The 13,583-nt window shown below is 73.0% G+C and carries 11 protein-coding genes; 6 read left to right on the forward strand and 5 right to left on the reverse strand.

The features are described from left to right. Window positions 1-32 precede the first annotated feature (32 nt). A complete protein-coding gene (locus FHS88_RS11800) occupies window positions 33-809 on the forward strand; it encodes a DUF3108 domain-containing protein (RefSeq protein WP_184484837.1) in 777 nt (258 codons plus the stop codon). Here FHS88_RS11800 and FHS88_RS11805 read toward each other — a convergent pair. Beyond that, on the reverse strand, window positions 798-1,445 hold the full coding sequence (locus FHS88_RS11805; protein WP_184484839.1) for an HAD-IA family hydrolase: 648 nt from the start codon (window positions 1,443-1,445) through the stop codon (window positions 798-800). The two genes, FHS88_RS11800 and FHS88_RS11805, sit on opposite strands and share 12 nt — an antisense overlap. Window positions 1,446-1,621: 176 nt before the next feature. Here FHS88_RS11805 and glmU point away from each other — a divergent pair, with 176 nt between their 5' ends. Next, the gene (gene glmU, locus FHS88_RS11810; protein ID WP_184484841.1) at window positions 1,622-2,929 is read left to right on the forward strand and encodes a bifunctional UDP-N-acetylglucosamine diphosphorylase/glucosamine-1-phosphate N-acetyltransferase GlmU; all 1,308 of its coding nucleotides are present in this window, start codon (window positions 1,622-1,624) and stop codon (window positions 2,927-2,929) included. A gap of 3 nt (window positions 2,930-2,932) precedes the next feature. Next, window positions 2,933-4,756 (forward strand): glutamine--fructose-6-phosphate transaminase (isomerizing), encoded by a 1,824-nt coding sequence (gene glmS, locus FHS88_RS11815; RefSeq protein WP_184484843.1) that lies wholly within the window; start codon window positions 2,933-2,935, stop codon window positions 4,754-4,756. Window positions 4,757-4,758: 2 nt separating this feature from the next. Here glmS and FHS88_RS11820 read toward each other — a convergent pair whose 3' ends face one another. Genes FHS88_RS11820 through fahA form a run of 3 tightly spaced genes read right to left on the reverse strand, consistent with a single transcriptional unit; the run spans window position 4,759 to window position 7,796 of the window. Next, window positions 4,759-5,697 carry a tripartite tricarboxylate transporter substrate binding protein gene (locus FHS88_RS11820; protein WP_184484845.1) on the reverse strand — a complete coding sequence of 313 codons (939 nt, stop codon included), beginning with the start codon at window positions 5,695-5,697 and terminating at the stop codon, window positions 4,759-4,761. A gap of 5 nt (window positions 5,698-5,702) precedes the next feature. Continuing rightward, window positions 5,703-6,491, reverse strand: a complete 789-nt coding sequence (locus FHS88_RS11825; protein WP_184484847.1) for a cyclase family protein — start codon at window positions 6,489-6,491, stop codon at window positions 5,703-5,705. A gap of 6 nt (window positions 6,492-6,497) precedes the next feature. Continuing rightward, window positions 6,498-7,796, reverse strand: coding sequence for a fumarylacetoacetase (gene fahA, locus FHS88_RS11830; protein WP_184484849.1), 1,299 nt, complete (start codon window positions 7,794-7,796; stop codon window positions 6,498-6,500). 120 nt (window positions 7,797-7,916) lie between these two features. Between fahA and FHS88_RS11835 the strand changes: the two genes are divergently transcribed. Next, entirely contained in the window at window positions 7,917-9,395 is a 1,479-nt protein-coding gene (locus FHS88_RS11835; protein ID WP_184484851.1) for an NAD-dependent succinate-semialdehyde dehydrogenase, read from the forward strand. Window positions 9,396-9,445: 50 nt separating this feature from the next. After that, window positions 9,446-10,822, forward strand: a complete 1,377-nt coding sequence (gene gorA, locus FHS88_RS11840) for a glutathione-disulfide reductase (RefSeq protein WP_184484853.1) — start codon at window positions 9,446-9,448, stop codon at window positions 10,820-10,822. A gap of 48 nt (window positions 10,823-10,870) precedes the next feature. On the opposite strand, the gene FHS88_RS11845 is transcribed toward gorA, so the two are convergent. Continuing rightward, window positions 10,871-12,040 (reverse strand): serine hydrolase domain-containing protein, encoded by a 1,170-nt coding sequence (locus FHS88_RS11845; protein ID WP_338146539.1) that lies wholly within the window; start codon window positions 12,038-12,040, stop codon window positions 10,871-10,873. Between the two features lie 115 nt (window positions 12,041-12,155). Here FHS88_RS11845 and FHS88_RS11850 point away from each other — a divergent pair, with 115 nt between their 5' ends. Then, window positions 12,156-13,535: a class II 3-deoxy-7-phosphoheptulonate synthase gene (locus FHS88_RS11850; RefSeq protein ID WP_184484855.1), complete on the forward strand. Its 1,380-nt coding sequence runs from the start codon at window positions 12,156-12,158 to the stop codon at window positions 13,533-13,535. Window positions 13,536-13,583: the final 48 nt, after the last annotated feature.

Consider the following 13,583-nt stretch of genomic DNA (forward strand, 5'->3'; position numbering starts at 1 on the left):
CGCGGGGTGGCGGCGCGCCCAACCTGCGCCTCATGTTCCCCCGCCGCGCCCTCATGCTGCTGGCCGCCTGCGCCCTCGGCGCCCCGATCGCGCGCGCCATGCCGCTCGAGGCGGTCTATGCCGTCTCCCAGGCCGGCGTGACCGTGATGGAGGTCGAACTCACCCTCGACATGACCGAGGGGCGGTATCGCCTCGTCAGCGTCTCCCGCGCGCGCGGGATCGGGCGGTTGTTCCTGCCGGCCGAGCAGCGCGCGGAGGCCGAGGGCCGCCTGGCCGGGCGCGAGGTGCAGCCGGCTCGCTACCTCGCGGAAGGCGAATGGCGCGGCACGCCGCGGCGGACGCTGCTGGAATTCGCCGGCGCGACGCCCCGCCCGGTGGTGCTCGAACCGCCCGAAGGCCCCGACCGCATCCCCGTGCCGCCCGAGGCGCGGGAGGGGGCGATCGACACCCTCTCGGCGCTGGTGCGCCTCTCGCGCGATGCGGCGGCGACCGGGCGGTGCGACCTCACGGGCGCGGTCTTCGACGGCCGGCGCAAGATGGAATGGTCCTCCCGCACCATCGGCACCGATGCGCCGCCGCTGCGCGGCATCACGGGCGAGGCGCTGCGCTGCCGCCTGGAGAGCCGGCTGGTCGGCGGCTTCCGGCGCGGCGACGACCCGGCGCGCGCCGGTCGCCCGCGCGAGGCCGATGCCTGGATCGCGACGCTCGGGCCGGGGCAGCCGCCGATGCCGCTCCGGGTGGAGTTCCCCTCGACCTTCCTCGGCGCCTTCCGGCTGGACCTGGTGCGGATCAACCGCTCAGGGCCGTAGCGCGGCCAGCAGCCCCGGCAGATCGGCCGGCCGGACGGCGATGGGCGCGCCCTCCGCCATGGCGGGCGTCCCGTAGCCCCAGCCGGCGAAGATGCAGGGCAGCCCGGCGCCGGCGGCGGCCTGCACATCGTTGCGATGGTCCCCGATCATCACCGCGCCCTCGGGGCTGCCGCCCCCGGCGGCGAGCGTCGCGCGCAGATGGCCCGGATCGGGCTTGCGGACGGGAAAACTGTCGCCGCCGCCGATCGCGGCGAAATGCCCCGCAAGCCCCAGCGAACCGAGCAGCGCGCGCGCCGCCGCCTCGGGCTTGTTGGTGCAGACCGCAAGCCGCCAGCCCTGGTCCGAGAGGGATTCGAGCACCTCGGGTATGCCGGGGAAGGGCGCGGTGTCGCGGGCGTGGCTGATCGCCTCGTCGGCCATCAGCGCGGCCAGCACGGCGGGATCGAAGGGCAGGCCGCGCCCGGCAAGGGCGCGGGTGACGAGCACCTGCACGCCATCCCCGATCATCGCCGTCACCTCGGGCAGCGTGTAGGGTTGCAGCCCGCGCGTGGCGATGGCGCGGTTCAGCGCGGCGTGGATGTCGGGCGCGCTGTCGAGCAGCGTGCCGTCGAGGTCGAAGACGGCGGTGCGGATCATGCCGTCCCGCTACGCAGGCCCGGCGCGTCCGGCAAGGGGGCGGTGCATGATGGGGCCGGGTGCGGCGGCCCGCGCCTGGCTGCACGGCCCCCGCGCCGCCCGGCCGACACACGGCGCAACGGGAGTTGACGCGCGCGCCGCTGGACGCGGCGCGGCGCGGCTTGTTACCGGAAGGCATGTCCTCCGCCGCCGCCATCATCCTCGCCGCCGGGCTCGGCACGCGCATGCGCTCGGGCCGCCCGAAGGTCATGCACCCGCTGGCCGGGCGCCCGATGATCCGCCACCTGCTCGCCGCCTGCGAGCCGCGCTTCGCCCGCATCGTCGCCGTGGTCGGCCCGGACATGCCGGAACTCGAGGCCGCGGTCGCCCCGCATGGCGTGGCGGTCCAGCGCGAGCGGCTCGGCACCGCCCATGCCGCGCTGCAGGCCATGCCGCTGCTCGGCGGGCATCCGGGCGACGTGGCGGTGCTTTACGGCGACAACCCGCTGATCACCGGGGAGACGCTCGGCCGGCTGCTCGCCGCGAGGGCCGAGGCCGATCTCGTTCTGCTGGCCATGCGGCCTGCCGATCCCGGCCGCTATGGCCGGGTGGTGCTGGGCGAGGGCGGAATGGTCGAGCGCATCGTCGAATGGGCCGATGCGAACGAGGCGGAGCGCGCCATCGGCCTGTGCAACGCCGGCGTGGTCTGCGCCGCCTCGGCCGACCTGTTCCGATGGCTCGCGGCGGTGCGCAACGACAATGCCAAGGGCGAATACTACCTGACCGACGTGGTGGCGCTGGCCCGCGCCGAGGGCCGGCGCGTGCGCGCGGTGGAGGCGCCGGAGGCCGAGCTGCGCGGCATCAACTCCCGCGCTGAGCTCGCCGCGGCCGAGGCCGAGGTCCAGCGCCGGCTGCGCGAGGCCGCGCTCGCCGCCGGCGTGACAATGCAGGCGCCGGAGACGGTTTTCCTCGCCCACGACACGCGCCTCGCGCCCGACGTGGTGCTGGAGCCGCACATCGTCTTCGGCCCCGGCGTGAGCGTCGCGGAAGGCGCGCTGATCCGCGCCTTCAGCCATCTCGAAGGCTGCGCCGTGGGGCGCGAGGCGGTGATCGGCCCCTTCGCGCGGCTGCGTCCGGGCACGGTGATCGAGGCGCGTGCCCATGTGGGCAATTTCGTCGAGCTGAAGGCCGCGACGCTCGGCGAGGGGGCGAAGGCGAACCACCTCTCCTATCTCGGCGATGCCAGCATCGGCGCGGGCGCGAACATCGGCGCGGGCACCATCACCTGCAACTACGACGGCGTGGCCAAGCACCGCACCGAGATCGGGGAGGGGGCCTTCATCGGCTCCGACACCGCCCTCGTCGCGCCGGTGAAGGTCGGCGCGCGGGCGCTGGTGGGCGCGGGCAGCGTCATCACCGCCAATGTGCCGGAGGATGCGCTCGCCATCGCGCGCGGCCGCCAGACCGTCTACGAGGGGCGCGGCTTCAAGGGGAAGGGCAAGTAGCGCATGTGCGGGATCGTCGGCGTCGTCGGGCGGGAAGAGGCCGCCCCGCGCATCCTCGAGGCGCTGCGGCGGCTGGAATACCGCGGCTATGACAGCGCGGGCATCGCGACGCTGGTGAACGGCCACATCGAGCGCCGGCGCGCGGAGGGCAAGCTCGGCAACCTCGCGCGCGTGCTGGAGGCGAACCCGCTGCCCGGCACCACCGGCATCGGCCACACGCGCTGGGCGACGCATGGCGCGCCGACCGAGCGCAACGCCCATCCGCACGGGACGGCGCGGGTGAGCGTGGTGCACAACGGCATCATCGAGAACCACGCCGAGCTGCGCGCCGAGCTGGAAGCGAAAGGCCAGGTCTTCGAGACGGAGACCGACACCGAGACCTTCGCGCGCCTCGTGGACCAGCACCTCGCCGAGGGGATGAGCCCCGAGCAGGCCGCCGCCGCCGCGCTGAAGCGCGCCCATGGCGCCTATGCGCTGGCGATGATCTTCACCGGCCATCCGCGCACGCTGATCTGCGCGCGGCAGGGCGCGCCGCTCGCCGTCGGCTTCGGGGAGGGCGAGATGTTCGTCGGCTCGGACGCGCTGGCGCTCGCGCCGCTGACACGCCGCATCGCCTATCTCGACGAGGGCGACTGGGCCGTGGTGGACGATGCCGGCGCGCGCTTCTTCGACGCCGACGACCGGCCGGTGGAGCGCGAAATCCGCCTCACCGCGATCTCGGGCGCCGCGACCGGCAAGGGCAACTACCGCCACTTCATGGAGAAGGAACTGCACGAGCACCCGGTGGTGCTGGGCGACACGCTCACGCAGTATCTCGACCCCTTGACGCGCAGCGTCAGCCTGCCGCCGCTGCCCTTCGACCCGGCCGCGGTGCCGCGGCTGACCATCACCGCCTGCGGCAGCGCCTTCCTTGCCGGCCAGGTCGGCCGCTACTGGATCGAGCAGCTCGCGCGCATCCCGGTGGATGCCGACGTGGCGAGCGAGTTCCGCTACCGCGACCCGCCGCTGGCCGAGGGCGGGGCCGCGATCCTCGTCAGCCAGTCGGGCGAGACGGCGGACACCATGGCCGCGCTGCGCCTGCTGCGCGCGCGCGGGCAGAAGGTGCTCTCGGTGGTCAACGTGCCCGAGAGCAGCATGGCGCGCGAGAGCGACGGCGCCGTGCTGACCGTCGCCGGTCCCGAGATCGGCGTCGCCTCGACCAAGGCCTTCACCGCGCAGCTCGCGGTCCTTGCCTGCCTGGCCATCGGCTTCGGCCGCGCGCGCGGGACCATCACGGCCGAGGACGAGGCGAAGCTCACCGCCGCGCTGCTCGAGGTGCCGGCCAATGCCGCGCTGGTGCTCGAGCGCGACGCCGAGATCCGCGCCATGGCCGCCGAGGTCGCCAAGGCGCGGGACGTGCTGTTCCTCGGCCGCGGGACGATGTTCCCGATCGCCATGGAAGGCGCGCTGAAGCTCAAGGAGATCAGCTACATCCATGCCGAGGGCTATGCGGCGGGCGAGATGAAGCACGGCCCCATCGCGCTGATCGACGCCGCCGTGCCGGTGATCTCGCTCTGCCCCTCGGGGCCGATGTTCGAGAAGACCGCCTCCAACCTGCAGGAGGCCGCGGCGCGCGGCGGGCGCATCATGGCCTTCACCGACGACCTCGGCGCCGAGAGGCTGCGCGCCTTCGCCGAGCGGGTGGTGGTGCTGCCGCGCGTGGGCGCGTTCTCGGCGCCCATCCTGCACGCGATCCCGGTGCAGCTGCTCGCCTACCACGTCGCGGTGCTGAAGGGCACGGACGTGGACCAGCCGCGCAACCTCGCGAAGTCGGTGACGGTGGAGTAGCCCTAATCGGGCTGCGCCCCGAGCAGCCGCAGCACGCGGCCCGTCTCCTCGTATTCCCGGTTCATCCGTGCCTGCAGTTCGGCGCGCGGGCGGAAATCGGGCACCACGCCCCAGTTCGCCGCGACGCGCGCGAAGGTCTCGGTGCGCATGGCCCGCTCGCAGGCGGCCTGCAGGCGGTCGAGCACGGCGGCGGGCGTGGCGCGCGGGGCGAAGAGCGCGGCATAGGAGGGCTGCAGCGCATCCACCCCCTGCTCGCGCGCCGTCGGAACCTCGGGGAAGGCCGGGTGACGGCGCTCGGAGAAGACCGCGATCATCCGCGTCTGGCCGGACCGCGCCATCGGCACGCCGGAGGCCGCGACGATCGCCGCGAAGTCGAGCCGGCCGGCGATCACCTCCGTCAGCGACGCGGCGTCGCCGCGGAAGGGCACATGGGTGTAGTCGCCGCCCGCGGCGGCGCGGATGCGCTCCACGCCGAGCTGCGGCGCCGAGTTCGGCCCGGGCGAGCCGTAGGAGAGCGGCCGCTGCCGCGCCGCGGCGACGAGGCCCTGCAGGTCGCGGATCGGGCTCTCCGCCCTGACCATCAGGCCGAGGATGTTCTCGGTCACGTTGCAGACCGGCGCGACGGCCTCGGGCCCGAGGCCGGTGTTGCGCACGAGATGCGGCTGCACCACCAGCGGCACCAGCGGCGAATAGGCGAGGGTGTGCCCGTCCGGCGCGGCCGCGGCGAGGGCGCGCATGCCCACTACCCCCGAGGCGCCGGACTGCGAGGTGACGACCACGTTCTGCCCGAGCTCGGCGGTGAAGGATTCCGCCAGCGCGCGTGCGACCGCATCGGTGCTGCTGCCGGTCGCATAGGGGTTGATGATGGTGATCGGCCGGTCGGGGAAGGCCATGGCCGCGCCGGGCATGGCCAGCGCGAGGGCGAGCAGCAGGCGGCGCATCGGTCTCACTCCTCGAAGATGGCGACGGCGCGGGTCCAGCCCGCCGAGCCGCGGTGAACCTTCACGGGGAAGCAGGCGATCATGAAGCCGTCCGGCGGCAGGGCTTCCAGGTTGTTCAGCTTCTCCATGTGGCAGTAGCCGATCTCCCGCCCCGCGCGGTGGCCTTCCCAGATGAGCGAGGCGTCGCCCGTCTCGGCCACCTTGCGCCTGGTGTGGGAGAAAGGCGCGTCCCAGGACCAGCCATCCGTTCCCGTCACGCGCACGCCCTGTTCGAGCAGCCACAGCGTCGCCGCGCGGCCCACGCCGCAGCCGCGGTGGATGTAGTCCTCCTGCCCGTAGCGCGCGCCGGCGGCGGTGTTCACCACCACGATCTCGAGCGGCTTCAGCACATGGCCGATGCGCGCGAGTTCGGCCTGCACGTCCGCGGGTGTCGCGACGTAGCCGTCCGGCAGGTGGCGGAAATCGAGCTTCACGCCCGGCTGGAAGCACCAGTCGAGCGGCACCTCGTCGATCCGCCAGGAGGGCTCGCCGCCCGGCTTCAGCCGCTCGTTCATGCGCGAGAAGAAGTGGTAGGGCGCATCGAGATGCGTGCCGTTGTGGGTGCTGATGCGCACGCGCTCGACGGCCGCGTATTCCCCCTCGGGGAGCTGGTCCACGCGGATGCCGAATTCCTCGGCCATGCGCGGGGCGCTCATGCGGTGATCCACGTAGTCGATCTCGGGCAGCATGTGCGGTGGGTCCGAGGCGACGCCGGCCATCAGGGGCGAGGATATGTCCACGATGCGTCGGGGCATGGCGCGCTACTCCTGGGGCCAGGCGGGGGCGGGGGCGATGACGGCGCGGCATTCGCCGAAGCCGATGGGCACGGCGCCGGGCGCCTCGGCGCGGGCGGTGAAGATCACCTCGTCGCCATCCTCGAGCCAGCGGCGCGTCTCGCCGTTCGGCAGGGTCACGGCGCCGGTCAGGCCGATCTCGGCGAGGCAGGCGCGCGCCGTGTCCTCGGGGCCCGAGACGGTGCCGCTGCCGAGCAGGTCGCCCGGCAGCAGGTTGCAGCCGTTGGAGGCGTGGTGCGTCACCATCGCCGCCGCGGTCCAGTACATGGCCGCGAACTGCGTCTCGGTCAGCACGAAGGGCGCCGCGCCGGCCGCGCGCATCGCGGGTGTCAGGATCGCCGCCCTCATGCGGATGGAAAGCGCGCCGTTCGTCCTGTTCCACGCGCTGTCGAGGTAGGGCAGGGCGGGCGGATCCTGCGGCGGCGCCGGCACTTCGAAGGGCGCCAGCGCCTCGGCGGTCACGATCCAGGGCGAGACGCTGGTGGACAGGCTCTTGGCCAGGAAGGGGCCGAGCGGCGGCATCTCCCAGCGCTGGATGTCGCGCGCCGACCAGTCGTTGAGCAGCCCGTAGCCGAAGATGCGCTCCGGCGCGCGGGCCATGGGCACGGGCTCGCCCAGCGCATTCTCCCCGGCGATCCAGATCGCGAGTTCGAGTTCGTAGTCGAGCGCCTCGCTCGGGCCGAAATGCACCGTCCCGTCCTGGCGCTGCCACTGGCCGTTCGGCCTGACGACCGGCTCGCCCGAGACGCGCACCGAACTCGCGCGCGAATGATAGGCCACCGGCAGGTTCCGGAAGGCCTGCGGCAGCGGGTTCTTCGGGTCCCGCCGCACGCCGAGCCGCGCGCAATGGTCGTAGGAGGCCATGAAATCCGAGAAGTTCGCGACCCGCGCCGGCAGCCGCATCCGGGCCTCGTGCATCGGCACCAGGATGCGGTCGGCGAGCGAGGCCGCCGCGGCGCCCTCGGCGAGCAGAGCGGAGACCTGCCGCCGCAGCGCGGCCGAGGCGCTGCGGCCGAGCGCCATCAGCCGGTTCAGCGCCGGCTCGCAGGCCGCCTCGGCGGCCTCGCCGGCGATGAGCCCGGCCTCCTTCGCGGCACGCAGGTCGAGCACGGCATCGCCAATCGCCACACCCGCGCGCGGCGTCTCGCCCGGCCGGTCGAAGATGCCGAGCGGCAGGTTCTGGATCGGGAAGTCGGTGCCGGCCTCGTTCGCCGATGCGACCCAGCTGCGCAGCGCCGGGTCGTGGGTCGCGTCGCGCGCGGCCATGCGTCGTTTCCTCCGTCTCTCGCGCCGATCATGCCCCGCAGGCCGCGCCGCGCAAGGGCGCATGGCTGACAGCCGGGGCCGGGGCGCCTATCTTCGCGCCCACACGAAGGAGGGGCCGCCATGCTCGACGCCGCAGCCAGGATTCCGCTCAAGGACCCCGACCTGTTCCGCCAGGCCAACTACATCGGCGGGCAATGGGTGCAGGCCGCGAGCGGCAAGACCATCGCCGTGCGCAACCCCGCCACCGGGGAGGTGATCGGCAGCGTGCCCGCCATGGGGCGCGACGAGACGCGCCGGGCCATCGAGGCCGCCAACGCCGCCTGGCCCGCCTGGCGCGCCATGCTGGCGAAGGAGCGCGCGGCGATCCTGCACCGCATCGCGGCCCTGATGCACGAGAACGCGGACGACCTCGCCGCCATCATGACGGCCGAGCAGGGCAAGCCGCTCGCCGAGGCGAAGGGCGAGGTGGTCTATTCCGCCTCCTTCATCGAGTGGTTCGCCGAGGAAGGCCGGCGCGTCCATGGCGAGACCATCCCGCAGAACGCCAAGGGCCGCCGCATCCTGGTGACGAAGGAGCCGATCGGCGTCTTCGCCGCCATCACGCCCTGGAACTTCCCCTCGGCCATGATCACCCGCAAGGCCGGGCCCGGCTGGGCGGCGGGCTGCACGGGCGTGATCCGCCCGGCCTCGCAGACGCCGTTCAGCGCGCTCGCCATCGCCGTGCTGGCCGAGCGTGCCGGCATGCCGGCGGGCGTGTGCAACGTGATCACCGGGCCATCCGGCGAGACGGGCAAGGAGCTCACCTCCAACCCGATCGTGCGGAAACTGTCCTTCACCGGCTCGACGGAAGTGGGGCGCGTGCTGCTCGCGCAGTGCGCCGAGACGATCAAGAAGACCTCGATGGAGCTCGGCGGCAACGCGCCCTTCATCGTCTTCGACGATGCCGACCTCGACGCGGCGGTGCAGGGGGCGATGGCGTCCAAGTACCGCAACACCGGGCAGACCTGCGTCTGCGCCAACCGCATCCTGGTGCAGGACGGCGTCTATGACGCCTTCGCGCAGAAGCTGAAGGCGGCGGTGGAGCAACTCAAGGTCGGCCCGGGCATGGAGCCCGGCGTCACCCAGGGCCCGCTGATCAACGCCGAGGCGGTGGCGAAGGTCGAGGAGCACATCGCCGACGCGCTGGCGCAGGGGGCGACGATCGTCACGGGAGGCAAGCGCCACGCCCGCGGCGGCAACTTCTTCGAGCCGACCGTGCTCGCCAACGTCCCGCGCGGGGCGAAGATCTTCGGCGAGGAGACCTTCGGTCCGGTGGCGCCGCTCTTCCGTTTCAAGACGGAGGAGGAGGCGATCCGGCTCGCCAACGACACCGAGTTCGGCCTCGCGGCCTATTTCTACGCCCGCGACGTGGGGCGCATCTTCCGCGTCGCCGAGGCGCTGGAATACGGCATCATCGGCATCAACGAGGGCATCATCTCGACGGCCGAGGCGCCTTTCGGCGGCTTCAAGCAATCCGGCCTCGGGCGCGAGGGCAGCCATCTCGGCATCGAGGAATACCTGGAAGTGAAGTATCTCGCCCTGGGCGGGATCGGCACCTGACCTGGCGCCGGGGGGCTTCATCCCCCCGGAAGCGTTCCGGAGCGCTCCGCATGGCCTTCGACTTCGACCTCTTCGTCATCGGCGGCGGCTCCGGCGGGGTGCGCTGCGCGCGCATCGCCGCGGGCCATGGCGCGCGCGTCGGCGTGGCGGAGGAGCGCTTCTGGGGCGGCACCTGCGTCAATGTCGGCTGCGTGCCCAAGAAGATCATGGTCAATGCCGCCGAATACGGCGCCTGGGCGCAGGACGCTTCGGCCTTCGGCTGGGACATCGCCGCCCATGGCCATGACTGGGCGAAGCTCGCCGCCGCCCGCGATGCCGAGGTCGCGCGCCTGTCCGGCATCTACGCCAAACTGCTCGCCGGCGCGGGCGTCGCGACCTTCGACGCGCGGGCGCGCTTCCTCGATGCCCACACCCTCGATGTCGGCGGCAGGCGCATCACGGCCGAACGCATCGTCATCGCGACCGGCGGCACGCCGACGCGCCTGCCGATTCCCGGCGCGGAACTCGGCCTGGTCTCGGACGACCTGTTCACGCTGAAGGCCCTGCCGAGGCGCGCGGCGGTGATCGGCGCGGGCTACATCGCGGTGGAGTTCGCCTCGATCCTGCGAGGCCTCGGCGCGCAGGTGGAACTGCTCTACCGCGCGCCGCTGCCGCTGCGCGGCTTCGACGAGGACATCCGCGCCGCCGCCGCCGAGGCGCTGGCGGCGAGCGGCATCGCGCTGAACCCGGATGTGACGCCGACGCGCATCGCGCGCATCGAGGACCATCTGATGGTCGCGCTCTCCGACGGCTCCGTGAAGGAGGTGGACGCCGTGTTCTTCTGCACCGGCCGCGCGCCGAACACGGCGGGGCTGGGGCTCGATCGCGCCGGCGTCGCGACCACGCCCTCGGGCGCGATCACGGTGGATGAGGAGCACCGCACCTCGGTGCCGCACATCCACGCGATCGGCGATGTGCTGGACCGCGTGAACCTCACGCCCATGGCGACGGCGGTGGGCCATGCGCTGGCCGATACGCTGTTCGGGAACAAGCCGCGCCGCGCCTCCTACGAGAACGTCCCGACGGCCGTCTTCATGACGCCGCCGATCGGCACGGTGGGGCTGACCGAGGCCGAGGCCGCCGCGCGCGGGCCGGTTGATGTCTATGTCACGCATTTCACGCCCATGCGGCATACCATCACGAAGCGCGCCGGCCGGCGGACGCTGATGAAGCTCGTGGTCTGCCAGCGCACGCAGAAGGTTCTCGGCGCGCACATGCTGGGCGAGGACGCGGCCGAGATCATGCAGGGCATCGGCATCGCGGTGGTGATGGGCGCGACCAAGCAGGATTTCGACCGCACCATCGGCATCCATCCGACCGCCGCGGAGGAATTCGTCACGCTGCGCACGCGCACGCGCGTCGCGGGCGTGCCGGCGGCGGCACAGTGAGATGCCGCGGGCGGCCGTGAGCCTGCGGCGAGGCGCAGGCCGTTCGCCCTACGGCCCGGCCCCGTTCATCCGCGCCTCGAACCCCCGGAACAGCGCCACTGCCTTCGCGTCGAAGAAGGGCAGGATCTGCGTGAGGAACACCCCCGCCGTCCCGCGCCCGTGGTCGATCCAGTAGTAGGTGTTGGCGAGCCCCGCCCAGCCGAGGCCGCCCGCCGCCCGGCCTTGCGGGCTCTGGCCGCGGTTGATGAGGAAGGAAAGCCCCCAGCCGCAGGGCAGGCCGGGGAAGAAATCCACGTCGTTCGTCGCCGCCGGCATGGCGCTCAGCATCGGCTTGACGGCGAGCGGCGCGATCTGGTCCCGCGCCATCTCGGCCACAGTCTCGGGGCGCAGCAGCCTCTCGCGCCCGTGCCGCCCGCCGTTGAGGATCATGCGCGCGAAGGCGAGGTAGTCGCGCGCCGTGGAATAGAGCCCGCCGCCGCCGCTCTCGAACTCCGGGTCCTGCTCGACGACCATGGCGGTCGGCGCGAGGCTGCCGTCCGGCGCGCGGGCATGCACGGGTGCCAGGCGCGCGCGCATGTCCTCGCGCAGGCGGAAGGCGGTGTCGGCCATGCCGAGCGGCCCGAGAATGGCCTCCTGCAGGTGGGCGCCGAGGCGCTGGCCGCTCGCCGCCTCCACCACCCGCCCCGCCCAGTCGAGGCCGATCCCGTAGGTCCAGTCCTCGCCGGGGTCGAAGAGCAGCGGCAGCCGCAGCGCCGCCAGCCGGCCCGAGGGCATGGGCGGCAGGCCGAGCGCCTTGCGCGCGCGGATCGTCTCCGCGCTCCACATCTCGTAGGGGAAGCCGGAGGTATGGGTCAGCAGATGCCGCAGCGTGATCGCCCGCCTCGGCGGCCGCAGCCGCGGCTGGCCTTGCGCGTCGAAGCCCTCCAGCACCTGCGCCTCCGCGATCTCCGGGACCAGCGCGGCCGCGGGCGCGTCGAGGGCGATGCGGCCGGCCTCGACCAGCCGCATGGCTGCCACCGCCACCACCGCCTTGGTCATGGAGGCGATCCAGACCACCGTGTCCGGCTCCATCGGCTCCGGCGCGCCGAGGCGCCGCACCCCGAACCCCCGGACGAAGCCCGCCTGCTCCCGCCCCGCGGCGGCGATCACCACGCCCGGCACCTCGCCGGACTGGACCGCGCCCTGCATCATCGCCGCGACGGCATGCGAAAGTTCCACCTGCGTCCTCCCTGGCTGCACGGCCCGCCGGGCAGCCTCGCACGGTCGCTCGGCTTCCCCCAGCCCCGCCGCCGGGGCTAAGGTGGCGGACTTGCATGCAGGAGAGAGCCAGACGATGAGCGCGCGTGGCTGGAGCCCGGATTCCTGGCGGGCGATGCCGATCCGGCAGGTGCCGGACTACCCGGACCAGGCGGCGCTGGCCGCCATGGAGGGGAAGATCGCGCGGTTTCCCCCGCTGGTCTTCGCCGGGGAGGCGCGGCGCCTCAAGGCCGCGCTCGCCCGCGCCGGGGACGGCGAGGCCTTCGTCCTGCAGGGCGGGGACTGCGCGGAGAGCTTCGGCGACTTCACCGCCAACATCATCCGCGACACCTTCCGCGTGCTGCTGCAGATGGCCGTGGTGCTCACCTTCGGCGGGCAGGTGCCGGTGGTGAAGCTCGGCCGCATGGCCGGGCAGTTCGCCAAGCCGCGTTCGAGCGACACCGAGACGCGGGACGGCGTGACCCTGCCCTCCTATCGCGGGGACATCATCAACGGCCCGGACTTCACCGCCGAGGCGCGCATCCCCGACCCGGCGCGCATGGAATTCGCCTACATGCAGTCGGCGGGCACGATGAACCTGCTGCGCGCCTTCGCCACCGGCGGCTATGCCGACCTGCACCATGTGCATCGCTGGAACCTCGGCTTCGTGGCGCGCAGCCCGCTCGCCTCGCGCTACGAGGACCTGGCCACGCGCATCGACCAGACACTGAGCTTCATGCAGGCGTGTGGCATGTCCGACCTGCCCCAGGTGCGCGAGACCGACTTCTACACCAGCCACGAGAGCCTGCTGCTGCCCTACGAGCAGGCGCTGACCCGCGTCGATTCCACCACCGGTGACGCCTACGCCTGCTCGGCCCACTTCCTCTGGATCGGCGACCGCACGCGCCAGCCCGATGGCGCGCATGTCGAGTTCCTGCGCGGGGTGAAGAACCCGATCGGCATGAAGGTCGGCCCCAGCATGGACGCGGCGGAACTCGTGCGCCTGACCGAGATCCTGAACCCCGCCAACGAGAAGGGGCGCCTGACGCTCATCTCCCGCATGGGCGCGGACAAGGTGGAGGCGAAGCTGCCGCCCCTGCTGCGCGCCGTGCGCGATGCCGGGCGCAACGTGGTCTGGCTGTGCGATCCGATGCACGGCAACACCACCACTGTCGCCGGCTACAAGACGCGCGCCTTCGACGCCATCCTCGCCGAGGTCCGCCGCTTCTTCGACGCGCACGAGGCCGAGGGAACCATCGCCGGCGGCGTGCATGTCGAGATGACCGGCAGCGACGTGACGGAATGCCTCGGCGGCGCGCATCGCCTCTCGGAGGCCGACCTCGCGGCGAATTACGCGACCTCCTGCGACCCGCGGCTGAACGCCGAGCAGTCGCTCGAACTCGCCTTCCTGATCGCGGAGGAGCTGAAGGCCCGCAAGGCCGCCGTCCAGGCGGCCCCGGCCCAGGCGGCGCAGTGAACAAGCCGCCCGCCCTCGGCGCCGGCGCGCTCGGCGAGGCGCTGGCCA

Origin of the sequence: Neoroseomonas alkaliterrae (genome assembly GCF_014199195.1) — a bacterium.
GTDB classification, from domain to species: Bacteria; Pseudomonadota; Alphaproteobacteria; order Acetobacterales; family Acetobacteraceae; genus Neoroseomonas; species Neoroseomonas alkaliterrae.

What these genes read in the sequence shown, in the direction of transcription:
- FHS88_RS11800 (WP_184484837.1), top strand. Translation starts at nt 33, where the DNA reads ATGTTCCCCCGCCGCGCCCTCATGCTGCTGGCCGCCTGCGCCCTCGGC.
- FHS88_RS11805 (WP_184484839.1), bottom strand. Translation starts at nt 1,445, where the DNA reads ATGATCCGCACCGCCGTCTTCGACCTCGACGGCACGCTGCTCGACAGC.
- glmU (WP_184484841.1), top strand. Translation starts at nt 1,622, where the DNA reads ATGTCCTCCGCCGCCGCCATCATCCTCGCCGCCGGGCTCGGCACGCGC.
- glmS (WP_184484843.1), top strand. Translation starts at nt 2,933, where the DNA reads ATGTGCGGGATCGTCGGCGTCGTCGGGCGGGAAGAGGCCGCCCCGCGC.
- FHS88_RS11820 (WP_184484845.1), bottom strand. Translation starts at nt 5,697, where the DNA reads ATGCGCCGCCTGCTGCTCGCCCTCGCGCTGGCCATGCCCGGCGCGGCC.
- FHS88_RS11825 (WP_184484847.1), bottom strand. Translation starts at nt 6,491, where the DNA reads ATGCCCCGACGCATCGTGGACATATCCTCGCCCCTGATGGCCGGCGTC.
- fahA (WP_184484849.1), bottom strand. Translation starts at nt 7,796, where the DNA reads ATGGCCGCGCGCGACGCGACCCACGACCCGGCGCTGCGCAGCTGGGTC.
- FHS88_RS11835 (WP_184484851.1), top strand. Translation starts at nt 7,917, where the DNA reads ATGCTCGACGCCGCAGCCAGGATTCCGCTCAAGGACCCCGACCTGTTC.
- gorA (WP_184484853.1), top strand. Translation starts at nt 9,446, where the DNA reads ATGGCCTTCGACTTCGACCTCTTCGTCATCGGCGGCGGCTCCGGCGGG.
- FHS88_RS11850 (WP_184484855.1), top strand. Translation starts at nt 12,156, where the DNA reads ATGAGCGCGCGTGGCTGGAGCCCGGATTCCTGGCGGGCGATGCCGATC.